Annotated in this window: 23 protein-coding genes; 10 read left to right on the top strand and 13 right to left on the bottom strand. The window is 40.6% G+C overall.

The features are described from left to right. Position 1 precedes the first annotated feature (1 nt). Positions 2-1,561, top strand: a complete 1,560-nt coding sequence (locus tag ACR65H_RS13350; RefSeq protein ID WP_440500874.1) for a solute symporter family protein — start codon at positions 2-4, stop codon at positions 1,559-1,561. A 150-nt stretch (positions 1,562-1,711) separates the two neighbouring features. Here the strand turns inward: ACR65H_RS13350 and ACR65H_RS13345 are convergent, their stop codons facing one another. The 3 genes from ACR65H_RS13345 to ACR65H_RS13335 all read right to left on the bottom strand — a co-directional run bounded on the left by ACR65H_RS13345 (position 1,712) and on the right by ACR65H_RS13335 (position 4,095). Next, complete coding sequence (locus tag ACR65H_RS13345) at positions 1,712-1,963, bottom strand: hypothetical protein (protein WP_440500872.1); 252 nt, start codon at positions 1,961-1,963, stop codon at positions 1,712-1,714. A 57-nt stretch (positions 1,964-2,020) separates the two neighbouring features. Continuing rightward, a complete protein-coding gene (gene aspA / locus ACR65H_RS13340; protein ID WP_440500871.1) occupies positions 2,021-3,433 on the bottom strand; it encodes an aspartate ammonia-lyase in 1,413 nt (470 codons plus the stop codon). A gap of 191 nt (positions 3,434-3,624) precedes the next feature. After that, positions 3,625-4,095: an S-ribosylhomocysteine lyase gene (locus ACR65H_RS13335; protein ID WP_440500870.1), complete on the bottom strand. Its 471-nt coding sequence runs from the start codon at positions 4,093-4,095 to the stop codon at positions 3,625-3,627. A gap of 188 nt (positions 4,096-4,283) precedes the next feature. On the opposite strand from ACR65H_RS13335, the gene ACR65H_RS13330 reads away from it, so the two are divergent. From ACR65H_RS13330 to ACR65H_RS13315, 4 genes are all read left to right on the top strand, one after another. Further along, on the top strand, positions 4,284-4,661 hold the full coding sequence (locus ACR65H_RS13330; protein WP_440500869.1) for a GntR family transcriptional regulator: 378 nt from the start codon (positions 4,284-4,286) through the stop codon (positions 4,659-4,661). Continuing rightward, a complete protein-coding gene (locus tag ACR65H_RS13325) occupies positions 4,661-5,542 on the top strand; it encodes an ABC transporter ATP-binding protein (RefSeq protein ID WP_440500868.1) in 882 nt (293 codons plus the stop codon). The genes ACR65H_RS13330 and ACR65H_RS13325 overlap by 1 nt, the downstream gene beginning before the upstream one ends. Next, complete coding sequence (locus ACR65H_RS13320) at positions 5,523-6,131, top strand: ABC-2 transporter permease (RefSeq protein ID WP_440500866.1); 609 nt, start codon at positions 5,523-5,525, stop codon at positions 6,129-6,131. The genes ACR65H_RS13325 and ACR65H_RS13320 overlap by 20 nt, the downstream gene beginning before the upstream one ends. A gap of 106 nt (positions 6,132-6,237) precedes the next feature. After that, positions 6,238-6,528: a helix-turn-helix domain-containing protein gene (locus ACR65H_RS13315; RefSeq protein WP_440500865.1), complete on the top strand. Its 291-nt coding sequence runs from the start codon at positions 6,238-6,240 to the stop codon at positions 6,526-6,528. A 143-nt stretch (positions 6,529-6,671) separates the two neighbouring features. On the opposite strand, the gene ACR65H_RS13310 is transcribed toward ACR65H_RS13315, so the two are convergent. After that, positions 6,672-7,355: a GntR family transcriptional regulator gene (locus tag ACR65H_RS13310; RefSeq protein ID WP_440500863.1), complete on the bottom strand. Its 684-nt coding sequence runs from the start codon at positions 7,353-7,355 to the stop codon at positions 6,672-6,674. Positions 7,356-7,557: 202 nt separating this feature from the next. Here ACR65H_RS13310 and ACR65H_RS13305 point away from each other — a divergent pair, with 202 nt between their 5' ends. From ACR65H_RS13305 to ACR65H_RS13290, 4 genes are all read left to right on the top strand, one after another. Next, positions 7,558-8,367 (top strand): transporter substrate-binding domain-containing protein, encoded by an 810-nt coding sequence (locus ACR65H_RS13305; protein WP_440500862.1) that lies wholly within the window; start codon positions 7,558-7,560, stop codon positions 8,365-8,367. A 74-nt stretch (positions 8,368-8,441) separates the two neighbouring features. Beyond that, positions 8,442-9,602, top strand: a complete 1,161-nt coding sequence (locus ACR65H_RS13300; RefSeq protein WP_440500860.1) for a saccharopine dehydrogenase family protein — start codon at positions 8,442-8,444, stop codon at positions 9,600-9,602. 21 nt (positions 9,603-9,623) lie between these two features. After that, complete coding sequence (locus tag ACR65H_RS13295; RefSeq protein ID WP_440500859.1) at positions 9,624-10,280, top strand: amino acid ABC transporter permease; 657 nt, start codon at positions 9,624-9,626, stop codon at positions 10,278-10,280. A 33-nt stretch (positions 10,281-10,313) separates the two neighbouring features. Continuing rightward, positions 10,314-11,057 carry an amino acid ABC transporter ATP-binding protein gene (locus ACR65H_RS13290; protein ID WP_440500990.1) on the top strand — a complete coding sequence of 248 codons (744 nt, stop codon included), beginning with the start codon at positions 10,314-10,316 and terminating at the stop codon, positions 11,055-11,057. Between the two features lie 176 nt (positions 11,058-11,233). On the opposite strand, the gene ACR65H_RS13285 is transcribed toward ACR65H_RS13290, so the two are convergent. The 9 genes from ACR65H_RS13285 to ACR65H_RS13245 form a co-directional block, all read right to left on the bottom strand. Beyond that, a complete protein-coding gene (locus ACR65H_RS13285; protein ID WP_440500858.1) occupies positions 11,234-11,917 on the bottom strand; it encodes a DNA alkylation repair protein in 684 nt (227 codons plus the stop codon). 27 nt (positions 11,918-11,944) lie between these two features. Further along, positions 11,945-12,445 carry a GNAT family N-acetyltransferase gene (locus ACR65H_RS13280; protein ID WP_440500856.1) on the bottom strand — a complete coding sequence of 167 codons (501 nt, stop codon included), beginning with the start codon at positions 12,443-12,445 and terminating at the stop codon, positions 11,945-11,947. Positions 12,446-12,476: 31 nt separating this feature from the next. After that, the gene (locus tag ACR65H_RS13275) at positions 12,477-12,779 is read right to left on the bottom strand and encodes a hypothetical protein (RefSeq protein ID WP_440500854.1); all 303 of its coding nucleotides are present in this window, start codon (positions 12,777-12,779) and stop codon (positions 12,477-12,479) included. A 66-nt stretch (positions 12,780-12,845) separates the two neighbouring features. Next, on the bottom strand, positions 12,846-13,226 hold the full coding sequence (locus ACR65H_RS13270; RefSeq protein ID WP_440500852.1) for a hypothetical protein: 381 nt from the start codon (positions 13,224-13,226) through the stop codon (positions 12,846-12,848). A gap of 133 nt (positions 13,227-13,359) precedes the next feature. Beyond that, the gene (locus ACR65H_RS13265) at positions 13,360-13,815 is read right to left on the bottom strand and encodes a DUF4362 domain-containing protein (protein WP_440500851.1); all 456 of its coding nucleotides are present in this window, start codon (positions 13,813-13,815) and stop codon (positions 13,360-13,362) included. A gap of 47 nt (positions 13,816-13,862) precedes the next feature. Next, entirely contained in the window at positions 13,863-14,411 is a 549-nt protein-coding gene (locus tag ACR65H_RS13260) for a hypothetical protein (protein ID WP_440500849.1), read from the bottom strand. Positions 14,412-14,743: 332 nt separating this feature from the next. Next, entirely contained in the window at positions 14,744-15,976 is a 1,233-nt protein-coding gene (locus ACR65H_RS13255) for a Ger(x)C family spore germination protein (RefSeq protein WP_440500848.1), read from the bottom strand. Then, a complete protein-coding gene (locus ACR65H_RS13250) occupies positions 15,963-17,057 on the bottom strand; it encodes a GerAB/ArcD/ProY family transporter (RefSeq protein ID WP_440500846.1) in 1,095 nt (364 codons plus the stop codon). Before ACR65H_RS13250 ends, ACR65H_RS13255 begins: the two co-directional genes overlap by 14 nt. Next, complete coding sequence (locus tag ACR65H_RS13245; protein WP_440500844.1) at positions 17,050-18,588, bottom strand: spore germination protein; 1,539 nt, start codon at positions 18,586-18,588, stop codon at positions 17,050-17,052. Before ACR65H_RS13245 ends, ACR65H_RS13250 begins: the two co-directional genes overlap by 8 nt. 152 nt (positions 18,589-18,740) lie before the next feature. Between ACR65H_RS13245 and ACR65H_RS13240 the strand changes: the two genes are divergently transcribed. Then, positions 18,741-19,151, top strand: a complete 411-nt coding sequence (locus ACR65H_RS13240) for a YuzC family spore coat inner layer protein (protein ID WP_440500843.1) — start codon at positions 18,741-18,743, stop codon at positions 19,149-19,151. Positions 19,152-19,290: the final 139 nt, after the last annotated feature.

Genomic DNA, 19,290 nt, shown 5'->3' with positions numbered 1-19,290 from the left:
CATGGGTTTAATGTCTTATGGAATCTTTTTTGCAGTTATCGTCTTAACGCTATACATCACATATTGGGCTGCTAAGCAGACGCGGACAGCAAGTGAGTTTTATACAGCAGGCGGTTCACTGACAGGCTGGCAAAACGGGATGGCCATCGCAGGTGACTATTTATCGGCTGCCTCGTTTTTAGGAATTGCCGGAGCGATTTCACTGAACGGCTTTGACGGTTTTTATTACAGCGTCGGCTGGTTGACTGCTTACCTCGTCGTATTGTTTTTAATTGCGGAACCACTTCGGAACCTTGGAAAGTACACGATGGCAGATATGATCGGTTCACGGTTCGGAGCGAAGAAAGTCCGTGGCGCCGCTGCGCTTAATACGATTACAATCGTCCTTTTCTATATGCTTGCGCAACTTGTCGGGGCAGGCGCGCTTATTAAGCTATTATTTGGTATCGACTACTGGATTTCCGTCCTCATTGTCGGTGTCATGATGATGATCTATGTATTATTTGGTGGAATGACTGCTACGAGCTGGGTACAGATCATCAAAGCAATTTTGCTAATGATTGGAACCATCGTCATTTCATTCCTCGTTCTTATGAAATTTAATTTTAACTTTGTCGGCATGTTCGATGTCATGCGGACAGCGACACCTCACGGAGAGTCATTCCTTCATTCCGGGGTCGTCTATAAAGATCCGATCGGTCTCATTTCGGTGTTGCTTGCGCTCGTACTCGGAACTGCAGGATTGCCGCATATCCTTATGCGCTTCTTTACGGTTAAAGATGCAAAGACTGCTCGCTCTTCCGTTGTATACGCTGTATGGATCATCGGGATTTTCTATGTCATGACGATTTTCCTCGGCTTCGGTGCTGCCAAATTCGTTGGTGCAGATGCCATTATCGCGGAAAACTCCGCGGGCAATATGGCCGCTCCGATGTTAGCGGGGGTGCTAGGTGGGGATATGCTTGAATCATTCGTCGCGGCCGTTGCATTCGCTACGATTCTAGCAGTCGTTGCAGGCCTCGTGCTGTCCGGCGCATCAGCTATCGCACATGATATTTACGCAGAAATTATTAAAAAAGGCAAAGTGACAGAAAAGCAGCAAGTAAGAGCAGCGCGTATTGCCGCGATCGGTGTCTCAGTTGTTTCTATCTTACTTGCACTTGGATCGGAAAAACTCAATGTAGCGTTCCTCGTGTCGCTTGCATTCTGTATTGCGGCGTCCGCGAACGTTCCGACGATTCTTTTCACGATCTACTGGCGCAAATTCAATACGACTGGCGCGGTTGCCTCTATGCTGACTGGGCTTATTACTGCCCTCGTCCTCGTCGCGGTCAGCCCGAACGTCATCAATCCGGTTGAAGGTGCTGCATTCTTCGTCGGCGATCCACTATTCCCGTTCGTCAATCCGGCTATCATTTCCATACCTGCCGGATTCATTGCCGCCATCATCGGTACGTATGTAGGCGCGAAACGTATGGAAGCTCAAGAAGTCGCCTACGCGGAAGTCCGTTTCAAAGCGGAAGCAGGATTTCGCGGATTGGAAGGACAAGCACCGAATTGATTGTTTGAATGAATTGCAAAAGCCCTCTGGAACTGAGTTACAGTTCCGAGGGCTCTTTTTTAGCACACATTATACTTATTAGAATTTTACACCCTGCTTTTCAGTCAATTGACTGTAGGGTTGAAGTTAGTTTGGATGTTCAAACACAAGTTATTTAAGTCCCTTTTTACCTAGCTTCTCATTACCTCGTTTAAAATTACCCGTAATTTTCGCTAACAATAACTGGACTTCAGTTGGGTTATCCTCTACATTCCTAATCCTTGCAATCAGACGGTCTGCTTCCGTACCATTTACAATTTTTATTTGTTTGCCCTCGTAGCTGATAATCACTGACTCTTTTTTCGTTATTTGATAAGTAAATGGTTCCTCACCTAACCGGTTTCTTTTATCTATCCCACCCACACTACCCTCTCCCCGCTGGTTGCTTTCTTAAAAAGACGGTGCCTGTGCAAGACACACTTATGAATAATGCGCTACGCCTTCACGTTTCATTTCTGTCATTTTGTATGGGTCGAGCAAGCGGTTCAGTTCTTCAAGAGTGAGCACGTTGTAACGCAGGCATAGCTCTTTCAGCGGGACGCCTGTTTCGAATGATTCGCGTGCAATTTTCGATGACATTTCATAACCAATGTATGGTGTCAGAGCGGTAATTGTTCCGATACTTTTCTCCACATACTCCTGCATTTGCTCCACGTTTGCAGTGATGCCGCTAATGCAGTATTTGCGGAAGACTTCGAGACCATTGTTCATGACCGTCAATGATTGTAATAAATTATAGACTAGCACTGGCTCCATGACATTCAATTCGAATTGACCAGCTTCCGATGCAAGGCTAATTGTATGATCGTTGCCAATCACTTGGAAAGCGATCTGGTTCATCACTTCCGCCATGACTGGGTTCACTTTCCCTGGCATGATAGAAGAACCTGGCTGTCTTGCTGGAAGATTGATTTCATTTAGACCTGCTCTAGGACCTGATGCCATTAGACGTAAATCATTTGCCATCTTAGAAAGATTGATCATGCAAATTTTCAAAGCGGAAGAAAGCTCTGTATACACGTCTGTGTTTTGCGTCGAATCGACGAGGTTTGCTGCCGATTTCAATGGCAAGCCGCTAATGGAACGAAGATGCTCCACTGCGTTTTCGATGTATTGAGCATTTGCATTCAGCCCAGTGCCAATTGCAGTGGCACCCATATTAATTTCGGAAAGATGTACTCTTGTACGGCCGATACGTTCGATATCGCGTTCGATGACACTGCGGTAGGCGCTGAATTCTTGTCCTAGTCTAACAGGAACGGCGTCTTGCAAATGGGTCCTTCCCATTTTAATGACTCCGTCAAATTCGTCTTCTTTTACCTTTAGCTCGTCCACAAACTTCGCCATCGTCTCCAGCAGCTGGTTCACCATTTGATGGGTCGCAATTTTAATCGCTGTCGGGAAAGCATCATTTGTCGACTGGGACATATTTACATGGTTATTCGGACTGAGGAAGCTGTATTCGCCTTTGTCACGCCCCATGATTTCAAGTGCACGATTCGCGATGACTTCATTCGCATTCATGTTGAATGAAGTGCCTGCGCCTCCTTGTATCGGATCGACGATAAACTGATCTGTCAACGTTCCTTCAATCACTTCTTCTGCGGCTTTGACGATGGCAAATCCTATATCTTCGGGCATATCATTCACGGCAACATTTGAAATGGCCGCAGCTTTTTTCACAATTCCAATCGCGCGAATCAATTCTGGATGCATACGCTCTTTCGTTATTGGAAAGTTTTCAGTCGCCCGTATCGTTTGAATCCCGTAATATGCATGATCGGGAACCTCTTTTTCCCCTAAGAAATCCTTCTCAATTCTTCCCAGTTTCATTTATACCTTGTCCTCTCATTATGGAAATTGCCAAATAGGCATACGATGAACATTGCTCGACAGTTTTTTCTGTCTGCTTCATGTACATCGTACGCCTTTTATCGCAGGAATGCTATCGTTTTATTAGTAATTGTTAAGAGAAAAACAATTCTTCATTCAGAACCGCATGCAGATTAATTTCAGACGCTTACTTAAAATACAGTCGTCCACTCTGCCCGCTTCTCCAACATCTTTTTTGCCGCTTCCTTTGCACCCTCAAGACTATGACTTGCAGCCCATCCGCATTGGACTTCATTGCATGCGGGCACTTCATCAGCAGTTAAGACGTCATTCAATGTCTTTTCCAATATATCGAGCACATCATCGTAATCATCATGATTGATGAGCGCCATATAATAACCCGTCTGGCATCCCATCGGACTAATGTCGACGATTCTGTCCGAATGGTTCCTACTAAACTCTGCCATCATATGTTCCAATGAATGAATTGCTGGCATTTCAAGATGCTCCCTATTTGGCTGGCAAAAACGGATGTCATACTTACGGATAACGTCGCCATTGATCCCTTCCTTTACCCCTGCGAGGCGCACAAACGGGGCCTTCACTTTTGTATGGTCCAAGTTGAAGCTCTCCACATTCATCTTCTTTTCTGTCGTCGACATGCCCATTTCCCCTTTTCATTCTATAATATCCTATTGATTTACTAAGATTTAATATAGAATATCAAAATTCTGAATAGGTAGCAAGATGAAACAAATTCATTTTAAATTGTCATTGCAATTGAATACCAATTTGTATATAGTGTATATAAAGTATATATACATTGTTTTTTCAAGAAAGAGGTAGTTGCATGCAAATCATCATTTCCAACACTTCAAAAGAGCCAATTTATGAGCAGATTTACGTGCAAATAAAGAAGCATATTTTGACGAATGAATTACAAGCGGGAGAGGCTTTGCCATCTATGCGCCAGCTAGCCAAAGACTTGGATATTAGCGTCATCACAACAAAACGGGCGTACGAAGAACTTGAGAAAAACGGTTTTATTTACTCAATCGTCGGCAAAGGATCGTTCGTGTCTGAACAAAATAATGAAATGATTCTCGAGAGAAAAATGAAAGTAATCGAAGAGCAGTTGATGGTAGCTATTGAGAATAGCAAAGAAATAGGAGTCGGATTAGCCGAGTTACAAGAATTGCTAACATTGCTATATAAGGAGGATATGTAATGGAAAACGTAATTGAACTGCACAATGTAAATAAAACCTTCAAAGGATTTGAGCTGAAAGACATGTCTATCTCCGTAAAGAAAGGCTTTGTTACAGGATTTATCGGTGGGAATGGAGTAGGAAAGTCCACAACGATCAAGTTGATCATGAATTTATTGCAACCGGATAGCGGAGAGATTTCTCTTTTTGGTCTGGACTATAAAAAGCATGAAAAAGAAATTAAACAACGAATCGGCTTTGTATTCGATCACAATGTTTTTTATGACCATATTACATTGACTGAAATGAAGAAAATTATAAAACCAGCCTATCAAAACTGGGACGATACTATATTTCATCAGTATGTTAATTTGTTTGAACTGCCGTTAAAGAAACCGATTAAGACCTTTTCGAAAGGTATGATGATGAAGGCTTCATTAGCTTTTGCGTTATCCCATCGCGCCGAGTTAATTATTATGGATGAACCAACATCGGGATTAGATCCTATTTTTCGTAGGGAGCTGTTAGATATCCTCCATGACCTTATGCAGGATGATGAAAAAACAATTTTCTTCTCAACACATATTACGACAGACTTAGATCGAATAGCAGATTATATAACCTTTATCCATAATGGACAGCATATTTTCACAAAAGAGCATTATAAAATCGAAGAAGATTATGCGATTGTAAAAGGCGAAACGAACTTATTAGATCGTGATACAGAGCAAGAATTTTTAGGTATTCGAAAATCCAATCATGGTTTTGAAGCATTAACGACAAACAAAAAGCGTACGGCAAATCTCTTTGGTGATACAGTCATTTTGGAGAAACCAACACTTGAAGATATTATGCTGTATACGAAGAAAGGAAATGATAACTATGCTAAATCTTATTCGTAAAGATATTCTGTTACAGAAAAACACATTAGTCATTCTATTGCCTGCATTATTGATCGCTTTGTTAATAGATAGATCTATTATTTGGGTAGGCGTTTTATTTAGCTTCGCCATCATTATGCAAAGTTTTGCGTTGGATGAAAAACCCTCCACCAACCTTTTCATGAATTCTTTACCGTATACCCGTAAGGAAATCGTCAGTTCTAAATATATAGGGGCATGTGTTTTTACTTTCATCATTTTATTGACGATTGTGGTAGGGAATATCATTATTCATAGAGAAATAACTCACTTGGATCAATTACTCTTTATAGCAGGCGTTATCGTCGTGTTTATTTCATTTGCTTTTCCATTCTCCTATCTATTCAAAAGTCAGTATTTGATGATAGCCTGCGGTGTTTTGTTTGTCCTTTATGTAGTACTTGTCAATAAGTTCATACTAGATTTGAACGATCGATTGCGTGCGGGTGTGCAAACAATCCTATCATTTGATAATTCTCTGTTATATGCAGGAGGGATACTAGCAGCAGTACTTCTCTACATGTTTTCTTGGATGCTTTCGATAAGGATTTATAGTCGGAAGGTGTTTTAAAGAGCTTTGTTCACCACCTCAAATATGAAACTTTAATTCAAGGAACTAACGGACGTGTGGTGTAGCAAGATGATCGCTGCCATTTACCCGAAAGGAGGGAATTAATTTGAAATGGGCTGACTATAAAAAACAAATAACTGCTTTGACACCGAGAGAAGTTCATGAGATTGAAATTGTCGCCCAACTCATTCATAGACGGATCCAACTTGGCTTGACGCAACAAGAAGTTGCCGATCGGGCAGGTTTAAAACAAACGGCCATTGCACGACTAGAAAAAGAGCATGCAATTCCTCGTTTGGATACATTAGACAAAGTGGCTCAAGCTCTTGGACTTCGTCTTACCTTGGTTGAAGACAGTTTATCCGAAATGGAATCGAGTAGTATGGAACATATTTGATATCCGATTTCAATTACCCTTCAATAAAATAAAAGGAATGAGTGCATTTGTTCATTTGTGCATTCATTCCTTTTTTGTCCATAAATATTCAAAGAAGATATTACCATTACACTCTCTGAGAACTACCATACTTCTGCTATTACTTATAATTCGATAAACAGTTCATTAGGCATTTTGTATTCTCTCACTTGGTCGGCCAGGCTTTCTAAAGCATGCTCTACGTGCAGCTGGATCAGTCTCTCAATCTCTTTCATCTTCTTACTTTTCATTGCTTCTACGATTGCCAAGTGTTCCTCTGGCCCCCTCGGTGTCGAAGGAAAATCATCGAAAAAGCAATCAAATAACATTAAATATATATCAGTTTTATTCAATAAAGTCTCCATAAATTCTTCAAGAAAGGCATTGCCAGCTTTCTTGACAGCTACCATATGGAATCTTTTATTCGCCTTTAGATAATTGTCCATATCTTTTGCTCTAAGAGCTGAACTTTCTTCTTGAATGCAGTTGGTCATTTCTTCAAAGTCATCTTCATCAAGCTTATATAACGATGCTCGGATAGCCAACAACTCTAATTCCAAGCGGAGTTCGTATGCCTGTACTACTTCCCCCTTAGTAGGATTAGCAACAAATGCGCCCCGATTGGGGATCATATCTACCATTCCTTCTTCTGAAAGTAGTTTAATCGCGTTTCTAACCGGGGTTCGACTAACTTTCAATCCCTTCGATATTACCTGTTCAACCAATTGAGTGCCAGGAGCAAGCTTTCTATTCAGAATGGCACTTCGCAATCGAAAATATACCATACTCTCCATTGAAGACTTCTTCACCAATATACCTCCAACCCGATTAATATTTCTGAAATCATTGACTAATTGAATCTTGTAACTTATCATATAGTAAATGAATTGTACTACAATTTAGAACTACAATTCAAATACTCTTTTATTAGTTCTAAATTATCGGTTCAAAAATAAGGAGGGATATCAATAAATGTAAGCGTTTACTTTTAAGATAAAAGGAGGCTAAAGGATGAAAAGAACAATTTTACTTATGTTCACAGCTATTTTGACTTTAAGTATTATTAGTGGATGCTCAAAAGCAGAAGGAGATACAAAAACTAATAAAAGCTCAAACAAAGTCCTTGAGAGAATTGAAAAAAACAAGGTGATGAGAGTCTCTTTCGAAGGGACATATCCCCCATTTAACTTTTTAGATGACGATAATAACTTCCAAGGATTTGATGTTGATATATCGAATGAAATTGGAAAACGACTTGATGTTGACGTTGAATTCATTGCTACTAATTGGGATGGACTGATCGGTGGACTGAAAGCTGACAAGTTCGATATTATTATCGGTCAAATGACTGTAACTGAGGAGAGGAAAAAGAGTGTCGATTTCACAGATCCATATGTTATTACCGGCTCTGTCTTGGTTACCCGAAATGACACCGATGATATTAAAGAATTAGAAGATATCTCAGGGAAAAAAGTTGGTGTCGGCGGAGGAACAACATTTGAAGAAGTAGCAAGAAGCGTCGACGGAGCCGATGTCAAACTTTATAAAACAGTAAGCGATTATCTTCAAGATTTATCAAATCAACGACTGGACGTCATAATTAACGATCAATTATTGATCAGCTATAACATCCAAGAAATGGATCTACCAATTAAAATTGCAAGCGATATTTTAAACAAAGATGAAATCGCCATGGCAGTTAACAAAGGGAATGAGGACTTTATCATTAAAGTGAATGAAGCTCTTGCGGCTATGAAAGAGGATGGAACTTATAAAGAAATATATAAAAAATGGTTTGGAACAGATCCGCTAGAAAACTGATAAACAATGTAGTGGCATCTTTATAGATGCCGCTACGCCTATTTGAAAACTACATATTACAGGGGGGAATTAATGTGCATGTCGTCGTATTAGGTGCGGGAATGATCGGAACCACTGTCGTCCGAGAAATTAGTAATTTTACAGAGATTGAGAAAGTAACTGTTGTTGATGTTAGAAAAGAAGGAATAAAAAAATGTCTTGAAATAGCAAAAAGCACAAAAGTCCAAGGTCAATCGGCCTCCCTCGCAACAGAAGAGGATATAGCAGCCATTTTATCAGATGCAGATTTAGCAATAGCCTGTCTTCCCCACTCCTTAAGTCTAAACGCAATCAAAGCCGCAATCAGTTCCCGTTGCCATCTTGTCGATTTGGTCGGATCAAATTTCCCAGAAAAAATTGCACTTAATCAGGAAGCAAAAGAGGCCGGTGTAATTATTATACCTGGTTCTGGCGTGGCTCCAGGTATAACGAACTTCTTGGCCGCTCAGGGAATTGAATTGCTCGATGAAGCAGAAGAAGCAACCATGATTTGCGGAGGGATCCCGCGGCATCCAATTCCCCCTCTTTGGTACCAAGTTGTCTTCCGATTGGAAAGTGTATTAGGTCTTTATACAAAACCAGCCATAGCTCTAAAAAATGGTGAAGTAGTAAAGTTACCACCACTGACCGGACTTGAAAAAATAAGTTTTCCTGACCCCGTTGGCGAATGTGAAATGGTGAATACTGATGCTCATAGCACCGCATTCACCCTTAAAGGTAAAGTCAAAAATCTTTACGAAAAGACCGTTCGCTATCCGGGCCATTGGGAAAAAATGAAGGTGCTTGCGGAACTAGGATTTTTGGATAGTCAGCCAATTATGTTTAATGGACATTCAACTATACCGAGAGCCTTTACAGAGTCTGTGCTAGCTCCAAAATTAATTGGCTCTTCCAATGAAGACGTCACAGTAGTCCGTGTCGAAGTAAATGGAATTAAAGATGGAATCCCAGCAAAGCATTCCTGGGAGATAGTAGATTTTTATGATAAAGAAAGAGGAATAACTTCAATGGCAAAGACAACTGCATTGCCCGCAACCGTCGCCGCCAAATGGATTATTCAAGGAAAAATTTATGAAACAGGAATCATGCCACTGGAAAACTTGATCATCAATGAACGGTTTCAACCGTTTGTAGATGAACTTAATGAGTTAGGCATTCAAATAAAATACAATGCAAATGCCGCGTCTACCGTTTAGAAACTGATAGGAGGTGAGCAAATGGATGCCACAATCGTAATCGATTCTTTGCCGGCCCTTTTAAAAGCAGCACTCATGACAATTTTCCTTGCCGTCCTTTCAATTCTGTTTGCCTTAATCATTGGCTTTTTAACAGCATTGATTCGGATAATCAAAATTAAAATATTGTATCAAATTGCAAGTGCTTATGTATCTATTATCCGCGGGACCCCATTACTGGTACAGATATTTGTAATCTATTACGGACTTCCTCAAATAGGGGTATCTTTAGATCCAATTCCTTCAGGTATCTTAGCTTTAAGTCTAAATGCAGGAGCATACTTATCGGAATCATTCCGGGCATCCATACTTGCAGTTGATAAAGGACAGATGGAAGCCGCTATGTCTATGGGAATGACATACTGGCAAGCCCTCAAAAGGATTATTTTGCCTCAGAGTATTCGAATTGCAATTCCGACCTTATCCAATTCATTCATTGTTTTGATCAAAGATACATCTCTTGTGTCTGTCATCACGGTCACGGAATTACTTCAAATGTCTAGCTTGGTTATTGCCAAAACATTCGAACCACTTACCATCTATTTAATGGCAGCAGCTATATATTGGGTTATCATTACCTTCTTTACCACTCTATTAGATAAGTTCGAAGTAAGGAGTTCAAGACATCTAGTACGCTAAGCAAAAGGTCAGGAGGCGAGAACCAAAATGAGTATTATCCAGGTGAATAATTTAAAAAAGCGGTTTGGTCAAAATGACGTTCTTTGCGGGATAGACTTAACTGTAAATAAAAGTGAAGTGGTCGTCATCATGGGACCCAGCGGTTCTGGCAAATCAACTTTTTTACGTTGCCTAACATTTTTGGAAGAGCCTTGCGAAGGAGTTATAAGACTAGGGAATCAAGAAATTGATGCCAAGGCAAGGCACGATCGTAAATACAAAAAAGCAATTAGGGATTTGCGTAAATCAACGGGATTTGTCTTTCAATCCTTTAATTTATTCCCACACAAAACAGCACTTGAAAATGTTATGGAAGGACCTATTACAATAAAGGGAAAAAACAAAGCCGAGAGCCGTGAACTAGCTTTAGAACTTTTAACTAAAGTAGGACTTAGTGATAGAGCGGATCACTATCCCTCCCAATTATCAGGAGGCCAGCAACAAAGGGTAGCAATAGCCAGGTCACTATCAATGAGTCCTACAGTCATGTTGTATGATGAACCAACGTCTGCACTAGACCCCGAACTTGTTCGCGAAGTGCTCTTAGTAATCAAAGACCTTGCAGAGGAAGGGATGACGATGGTCATTGTTACGCATGAAATGAATTTTGCGAAGGAAGTGGCAGATCGGGTCATCTTTATGGATGGAGGATTAATTGTAGAACAGGGTACTTCTGAGGAAATATTTAATCAGCCAAAAGAAGAACGAACTAAGAGATTCCTTACTAAAGTGAATTAATAAAGAAAAGAAACAGGCACCTGAACAGTATGTAATTGTTTAGGTGCACTTTCCGAAGTTAATAACTAAATATTGAATGTCATACTAGAAAGTCGGCTCCTGTAAAACAAAATTCTCTCCAATTATTATTCATTTTATATAGGTGAAATCTGTTTATCATATTCCCACCTAACACATCACGTCATGTCGCCTATATGCTTCATAGCCTCTCGCCTGCTTAATGGCTTCAACGTATTTTCTTCCACAAACTTCTTCACTGCAATTGGGTCTGTTTTCGCGTATTCCCTTAATACCCAACCAATTGCTTTTTGAATGAAAAACTCATTTGACTGCGTATGCTGCAAAATAATATCGAATAGAAGCTCCGTATCTGTTTCTTTTTTGAACTTTAATTGGTGCAAAATAGCGGAGCGGTTTGTCCACATATTATCGGATTGCGACCATTCAAGCATCACGGTTTTACCGTATACGCGGTCCAATTTGACGACATGACCGACAAGATGCGGCGCGATTGAATCAACACTATCCCACCATGATTTCGTTTCGATGAATTTCAATAGTTTCGGATAATCGGCGGTAGTGAAGTGTTTCTTCATTTTATCGAGCAAGGCAATTGCGGCATATTGATATTCTCGCTCGGGTAATTCATATAGTTTCCACGCCTCGTTAAAAATCTCATCCACTTCCGGAAGAGCATATTCCTGAAATTGCGCACGCAACAGCTCTTTTCGCAACGGACTTTTAATGCCGAGAAACGGGAAATGGTGTTTCATATATGCTTTCATCGGATCTGCATTCTCAGCATTACGGCACATTTCAAACTTTTCGACAATCCCCTTATGATTCCATTGTTTTTTCACTGACGTCAACTCCACATGATTGCTGTTTCACCGTTCAATCCAAAATCTCCTAACGACATTGCCATGCGGTTCCGTAAAACTCGCATCTTCCACGCCACCGTTGTTTATTATAACCGCAGCGGAGCCGATATTGTCTTCATTGCATGTGACTAACACAGAGCGGATACCTACCTGATCTGTTACCTTCAATGCTTCAGAAAGCAAATAGGTCGCATACCCCTTCCTCCGTTCAGACGGGCGGATTCCGTAACCGATATGGCCATCGACTTGAAGTAGATAGTCGTTCAAGCTATGCCGGATGTTGACCATCCCAATGATCCGTTCGTCGTCATCGACTAAGAAATAATTCGTATTCGGGACTCGATTACCATGCCTTGCTTCCTTTGCTGCCAGTTCCTCTAGGTACACTTCGTAGGGGATGTCCTCTTTCAAATGAAAGCTGCTAGGCGTCATCCGGTCTTCATCCCACTCTTGCATATATGCAATATGTTCCGCTTCCCATTTCAAAGACGGTCTTTCGAGATGCATTGCAACTCCCCCATTCTACATTCCATACTGGCTATTTTGCAGTTCTTCCCCGGTAAACAATCAGCGTAACTACATTTAATAAGAGCGTCACAACAAGCAGTACGGTAGCCGCTATTACCACCGCCCTCATAGTATCCATAAGAGCTGCCCAATCCTTGATCTGCACGAGATGATAGTTATAGTAAATCTGAAAACAGACTGAAATTGAACAAGCACTCAAACTCATAATGGAGAATGCAACCCAGTGTTTACTCATTCGCATGAGAGCAACAACCGGCAGTATCCAAGCAATGAGACCGAGCACAAGACTGCCGACATTCAACCAACCATACATATTCTCTCCCCCTTTTCATGTCCCTCCTTTGTAATGACTTTCTTTTGATATCCAAGGTTTCATTTATTAGCCTTCATAGGATAGATCAACCGGAATTACGAGAAGACCAAGGTCATTTACTTTAAATTTCTCAAGTGCCTCCTGAGTGGAAGTTACATAAGTGACGATGAGTGTTCCGGTAAGAACCGTATCATGGTCATCCCACATTTCAATATTGTTTCCCTCTACTATATGAGAGTCCATCTTGTCTTCGTACACGTAGACCGCGGATGGTGTAAAATGAAGAATGACGGCATATGTATCATTACTAACGTCTTCAATTTCCAATTGGCTATTGTAAGGATTGTTCTTCTTGAAAAACATATACTCACTCCTTGCTGTTAAGTCTGTCGATAAATCTCTAGAAGGTAGATAGACTTCATCATCCGTTAAAATAAATTGTAGCATTCCACTGCTTTTTCATCAAAAACTCTTGAAACTTGATTGGAGGAACTATGAATAAACTGAGGAATCATGATGGTTTATTTGACTTATATTCATTAACTAAATAGGAAGTGCGTGATATGCACTTCCGTAACGTTTAATGCTCATGGTCGTGGTCTTCTATTTGCTCTTTCAAGATGTTTAATAGAAGGAAGTTATCATCGGTTGACCCTTGCTCGCACCCTTCCAATGTATAGATGAACAATTGCTGTCCCTCCTCTGAAACGAGATCAGTACACGACATGTTCACTTTGGCAGGGTTGTCTCCCCGTTCTTTATTTTTTGACCGATCAATTTCCAACTCGAATTCGGATCCGTTGAAAGATAAATCGTACAAAGTCGGATTTCCTTCAAGAGTGTAGTTGGCAATCCGGACAAAGGCTGCTTCATCGGCTTTGACACTTTCCAAAAACTGTTCAAATCGATCAAAGTTGAAAATGGGGCCATTCATATTAATGACATCCCCATTTTTCACCGCTTTTTCGCTATCATATGAGCAAGCGGCTAGTAGGTATATTCCAAGCAACAAAAGGAAATACAACTTTTTCGGCATATAACCCCTCCAATGACGTACTTCTTGCTACGCCTACACTATATGCGTCAATTGGGCTCGTTATCACGTGCCAATTTCTCCGTTTCCCCATTTAACCGAGTGCCTTCATAATTGATATCCCCTAATGATTCATTGCTATAATAGTAGTAGACAAATGCATTATCTCCAACTGTTCTATTAAAATTGATGGCCCCCATAGTAGTCGAGTCGGCAGTGACTTTATCAAAAGACTGCTTTTTATCCACTACAAGGCTCATATATAATTTTTGATCCGGCTTGAATTGCAATGTCTGTTCAGTTATTTCCAAAGTCTTGTCCTTTTCATTGCCAATCCACATTTCATCTGTGATGGACCAACCCCAAAACCCTTTGGATACGGCATATAGCTTGAAGCCATCATCATAAGACCTTATTGCCAATTCCTGCTTTTCACTAATGACATGCATAACACCCGCTTCGCCTTCTACACCGTTCAACGCAGCATCCGCTGTTGAATTTACGATGTATTCATCCCACACAAAGAGCTTGAATAAAACGATGCCTATCAGAATGAGCAAAATGCGGATTTCTTTTCTTCTTGAGTTTTTGTTTTGCATACTATTCACCCCGCTTCATATCTTACTCACTTACTATCCCAACATGCTAGCAAAACCATTATTCCTTAGAGTGCTAAAATATGTTTTTGGGAATCAAATGAAAACCAATACATAAAAATAGGTGCCTGCGAATGCAAATCAGGCACCTTTCACTTTCCTCTTTCTTCAACTGTAAAACCTCAGTAGCATTAAAAGAGCAGGTATCATTGCTGCCATTAACAACACAATAACGCCTGCAAATTTATTCCCAGAACGCCAAATCATACGTCCATAGATTGCCGTATAAACCATGACATACAAAAATACGAATACTAATGGAAATGGCAATACAATCACTCCTTTTTCCCTTCAATTTTTTGAGGCTTCAATTGGCTGCCAAAACTTTCAATTGTAATTTTGAAATCTACATGTACGTCTGCATCACGATATTTTGACTGCCAATCATACTGTAAAAATTCCGGCATCGTCCAAAATTCACGGCGCGCCGCTTCATACCAGACGAAAGGTTCTGCACCATATTCTTCTTGTGTTTTAGTGATGAGACTTGAAATGTTATCTTCCAGGTTTTTACGAATCTCTCTCTTTAAAAGCTCTTGGTTTCTTTCATCACTTGCATAATCCGTTAAACTTGGAATCGAAAGAACTTGAACTTTCAGTGGGACGGTGACATGCACCTCCGGAGTACTTTTTTCCACATTTATTTTCACATCCGTACGATCTTCCTTTATGAGCCTTGCAGTAATTCTATGACCGGCCTTTTTCGGATCTTCAAATGAATCTATATAGTGATGGGCCAGACTTTTTTCCCGTAACAGGAGTGAGCTTCTTGTTTCCTCTCCGGTTAAAACATCAATCATTTTACCTTCCTTTAACACTGCAGAACCAATCATTTGAACAGGATCTCCCTCTTTTTGCGGAACTTGTCCTGCTTCATAATTATCGGGACTTTCCCGGTATCTTTCATCTCTCTCCGAAGTCGCATAAATAGCTAAAAATAAGGCGCCTGAAGTTCTTTGAAAATAACGGTTTAAATCGGATACCGGAACAAACCCTGTATCTTTCCATCTGTCGCTCATAAAAGAGTAATATTTATGCGGACGCGTTTCCATTCGGGAATGATTGTTATTAATAAATTTCATTGCTTTTTCTTTGCTTACAATCATAATACTTTTTCTCCGTATTTCCGGATCACGTACGGAAGAAGCGATGACATTGTGAAAGTAATCGCTTTTCGCAAATTCTTCTCCTATTATGATGGTCAGCAATTGTGAAAGATCAATTTCCCTTGAGACGATACTATTTGCCAATTCTTTCGCTGCTAAAATATCTGTCGCAGTAATCGTTAGGATGTCACTCGGTGGTTCAGTTTGCGACATCGACAAGCTTGAGGAACCGACTTGCGGATTTTCAATTTGAAATGTGACATCGACCATATGGTCTTTGTCGCTTTTGTCAATCCCTAATACGACAACATATCCTCGTTCTTCCAACTCCACTTTATCCCAGCAGCCTGATAAGACGAATGACATCGACAGCAACAATAAATATAGCTTAGGCCGTTTCATTTTCCATCTTTCCTTTCCGGCGATCCACTATCCATAAGACGAACGGAAAAAGCATCAATATAATTGAGCTAGATTGGACTAAAGATTCCCTAAGTGTGTTTCCAACAAAAATGTTTGGTGATATTAATCCTATCAATATTACAAGCCCCGTCAATGGCAGCAGCAACTGTTCAAATTCATGCAGATGCAGCATTTTCGATAAGAAATACGCCGACAAGTACAAGTAAATCGAAAAATGAATAGCCGAAGCAACCGTCGCACTAGCTAAATAAATGGATTCTATATGGCTTATTGTTCCGATGGTCGCTAGGCGATTTACTTGTTGAAAAGGATAAGCGATATTTTGACTTGCCGGATAGTCAAAAACTGCCACATACACTATCATGAATACAACAAGCGTAAAGACAGAAATGATCCATCCAAGCAAAGAGCCAAACCGCATATCTTTATACGTTTTGACAAATCGAAACAGCACTAGCAGAAAAATGCTCTCCCCATAAATTGAACTGTGAACTGCACTTTCTTTCAGTATTGTTTTTAAGCCCGGACCCGCAATCGGGAATATACGAATGAATGAAATTTCCTCCCACACAAAACCAATGAGAGCAAACATAAGAATTAACAATAAAGGCGTAAAGATCCAAGCAGTTCTACCGATATTCTCCAATCCACGTTTTGCTATGTAGAAGCTTGCCCCCAATAGCATGATATAGAGGTATGGAATAGGGGTTTTCGGATAAAACATCGTGTTGAAAATGTCCGTATAATTCCTACTATTAATCACCGTGGCACTAAAAATAATGATGAAAAACAGGAGCATGATGAAGGAGCCAATTCGTTTCCCCATCAGCATAAATATAAGCTCTGTCAGACCTGTATTCCTTCTTTTCACGATTCTTAACAGAATGAGGAAGGGAATCAGCATACATAGAAAGGAAATAATAGGCATCATCCATGCCGCATTTTTTCCGTATTTTAAAAGCAAGTCCGGAGTTGTATCCATGACTTGAATAGTAAATAAGAAAATGACGATGCCTACTAGTTCCCTTTTCCGAATTTTGCCGTCGCTAGCCTTAATCATCATTTGAACCTTCTTTCGATTTATTGCCCCTTTGTTCATTTTGGCTATTCGAATAAAAAGGAAGCAAAACCTGTTTCCATACTGGCGGACGGAAAATCAAACCTTTTGGTGAACGAAAATAAGGAGCGAACGGTGCAAAAAAAGGAACATTATACGATTTTAAAGACACCATATAAGTGAATAGACAGGCAGTGGCTAAAAATATCCCGAAAAAGCCAATAAAATTCGCAATGAAAATAAAGGCAAAACGAAGGATTCTAATCATGAAACCTAAGTTCACATCTTGGATGACGAATGAGGACAACCCTGTAATTGCGACAACGATGACTAGGATCGGACTGACAAGATTCGCCTGTACTGCAGCTTGCCCTAATATGAGCGCCCCTACGATGCCGATCGTTGGACCGATTACCGACGGAATTCGTATACCTGCCTCCCTTAATATTTCAAATACGATTTCCAGTAAAATGATTTCCCATAAAACCGGGACGGGTACGACTTCCCTTGTTGCAGCGATAGCAAACAAAAGATCCGGAGGCAGCATTTCGATATGGAACGTACTGACCGCCAAGTAGATTGCGGGTGTATAAAGGGCGATAAAAATAGCGATTACACTAATAACGCGAATAAAGTTCGCGTATGCCCAGCGGAGGTATTGATCTTCAATCGTATGGAATAAACTCCAAAAAGTAACGGGAACGACTAATGCGTATGGCGAGCTATTCATTAACAACACAATATGACCATCTAAAAGAAAGGAACAAGCCCGATCTGGCCGTTCTGTCAACAGTGTGGAAGGTACGATTGAATAGGTTCTGCTTTCTACATATTGTTCCAGTATGGAAAGATTTTGGACGACATCGCTTTCGATTTCACCAATCTTTTTTTTCACTTCGTTCAACAGTTCCTCGTCAGCAACATCTTTTATATACATAATCGAGATTTCTTTTAAGGCACTATTTCCGACCGTCATCGATTCGCTTACCAGCCGACTATCTTTAATCTGTTTTCGGATTAACGACTGATTGACTAGCATTGATTCGTTGAATGATTCTTTCGGTCCTCTGACTACATTCTCCACTGTCGGTTCGGTTACACTCCGGTTTTCAAAACCTGCTGTTGCCACAGATAGTACTGTTTGCTCTTCTTCCAATAAAATAAGGGTGTTGCCTCCCAATAGATCGTTGACAGCATCATCGAGTTTCGCAAGTTTCTTTGTACCTGTTGCCACGAACACGCGATCCGCTACGTCAGTCATGCCGCTCTCATCTTTCGGGAGGTCAGCTGCGCTCAATAGTGGTTCGACAATATATGCTTCAACCGTAGTTTTATCGACGGTTCCTTCAAGGAAGACAATAACGCCTTTTTTTGCCCCCTGCAAAATAGAAATATTTCGAATTTTAAGCGATTGATTGGTTGGATATGAAAATGCTTCTTTTATAAGATTGACATTCATTTCAAGGTCATTAATAAAGGATTGCTTCATTTTCTTTTCGTCTTTTGAAGGGGTACTGCTTTTGGGTGTGCGCACTTTAATTCCTCCAGTTACTCACCAGTTACGATAGTACTCGTCGAATTGCAGGTGATTTATTCAAAAAGCGGACTGTAACTTAAAGCATAAGGGCACACGAGTTTTCGACAATAGGCATATACTGAGGCATCGAAGGAATACGGAGGTTGCCTATGTATTATTCTTCTTTTCCCCATGGCTACGGCTATAATTCCCAGCAACCGGCTTTCATACCGGTTCACCCGGGATATACGGCGATACCCTCGGGTACACCGCAAAATGGAGGGAATCCCTATCCTCCAGTAGATACGCGGAAATTCAATGAGTCGGCACAACGGTTCAAGCAAGTAATGAATCAAGCAAATCTATTCATCGGCACAATAACGTCTTCCAATGATTTCGCCCGCAGGTTCATGGACGCCGCCCAACGATCTGACAAAAGCGAAGTCGAACGACTCGTCCGCTCAACAGGCGTTACAATCAAATACACCCTCGAGTATACGCCCAGCGGCATCCGAATCGATTTCACAAACAGCGATACCCAAAACAACTGCTGCACCTTACGCATGGCCCTCAGCTGGTAATTTCATCCTCACAGGTGCCATTGCGCAGGTGATGCCTGTGCATGGTACTTTTATTTATGACAATTCATCAAAGTAGAGATATTTACATTTAGTACACATGGGAATGATTCGGATGGCTTTTGAATTGCTCGCTTTTCGT

The organism is Sporosarcina sp. SAFN-015 (genome assembly GCF_059415085.1).
Note: the sequence above shows the minus strand (reverse complement) of the source record. Positions and strands in the feature narration are given on the sequence as shown.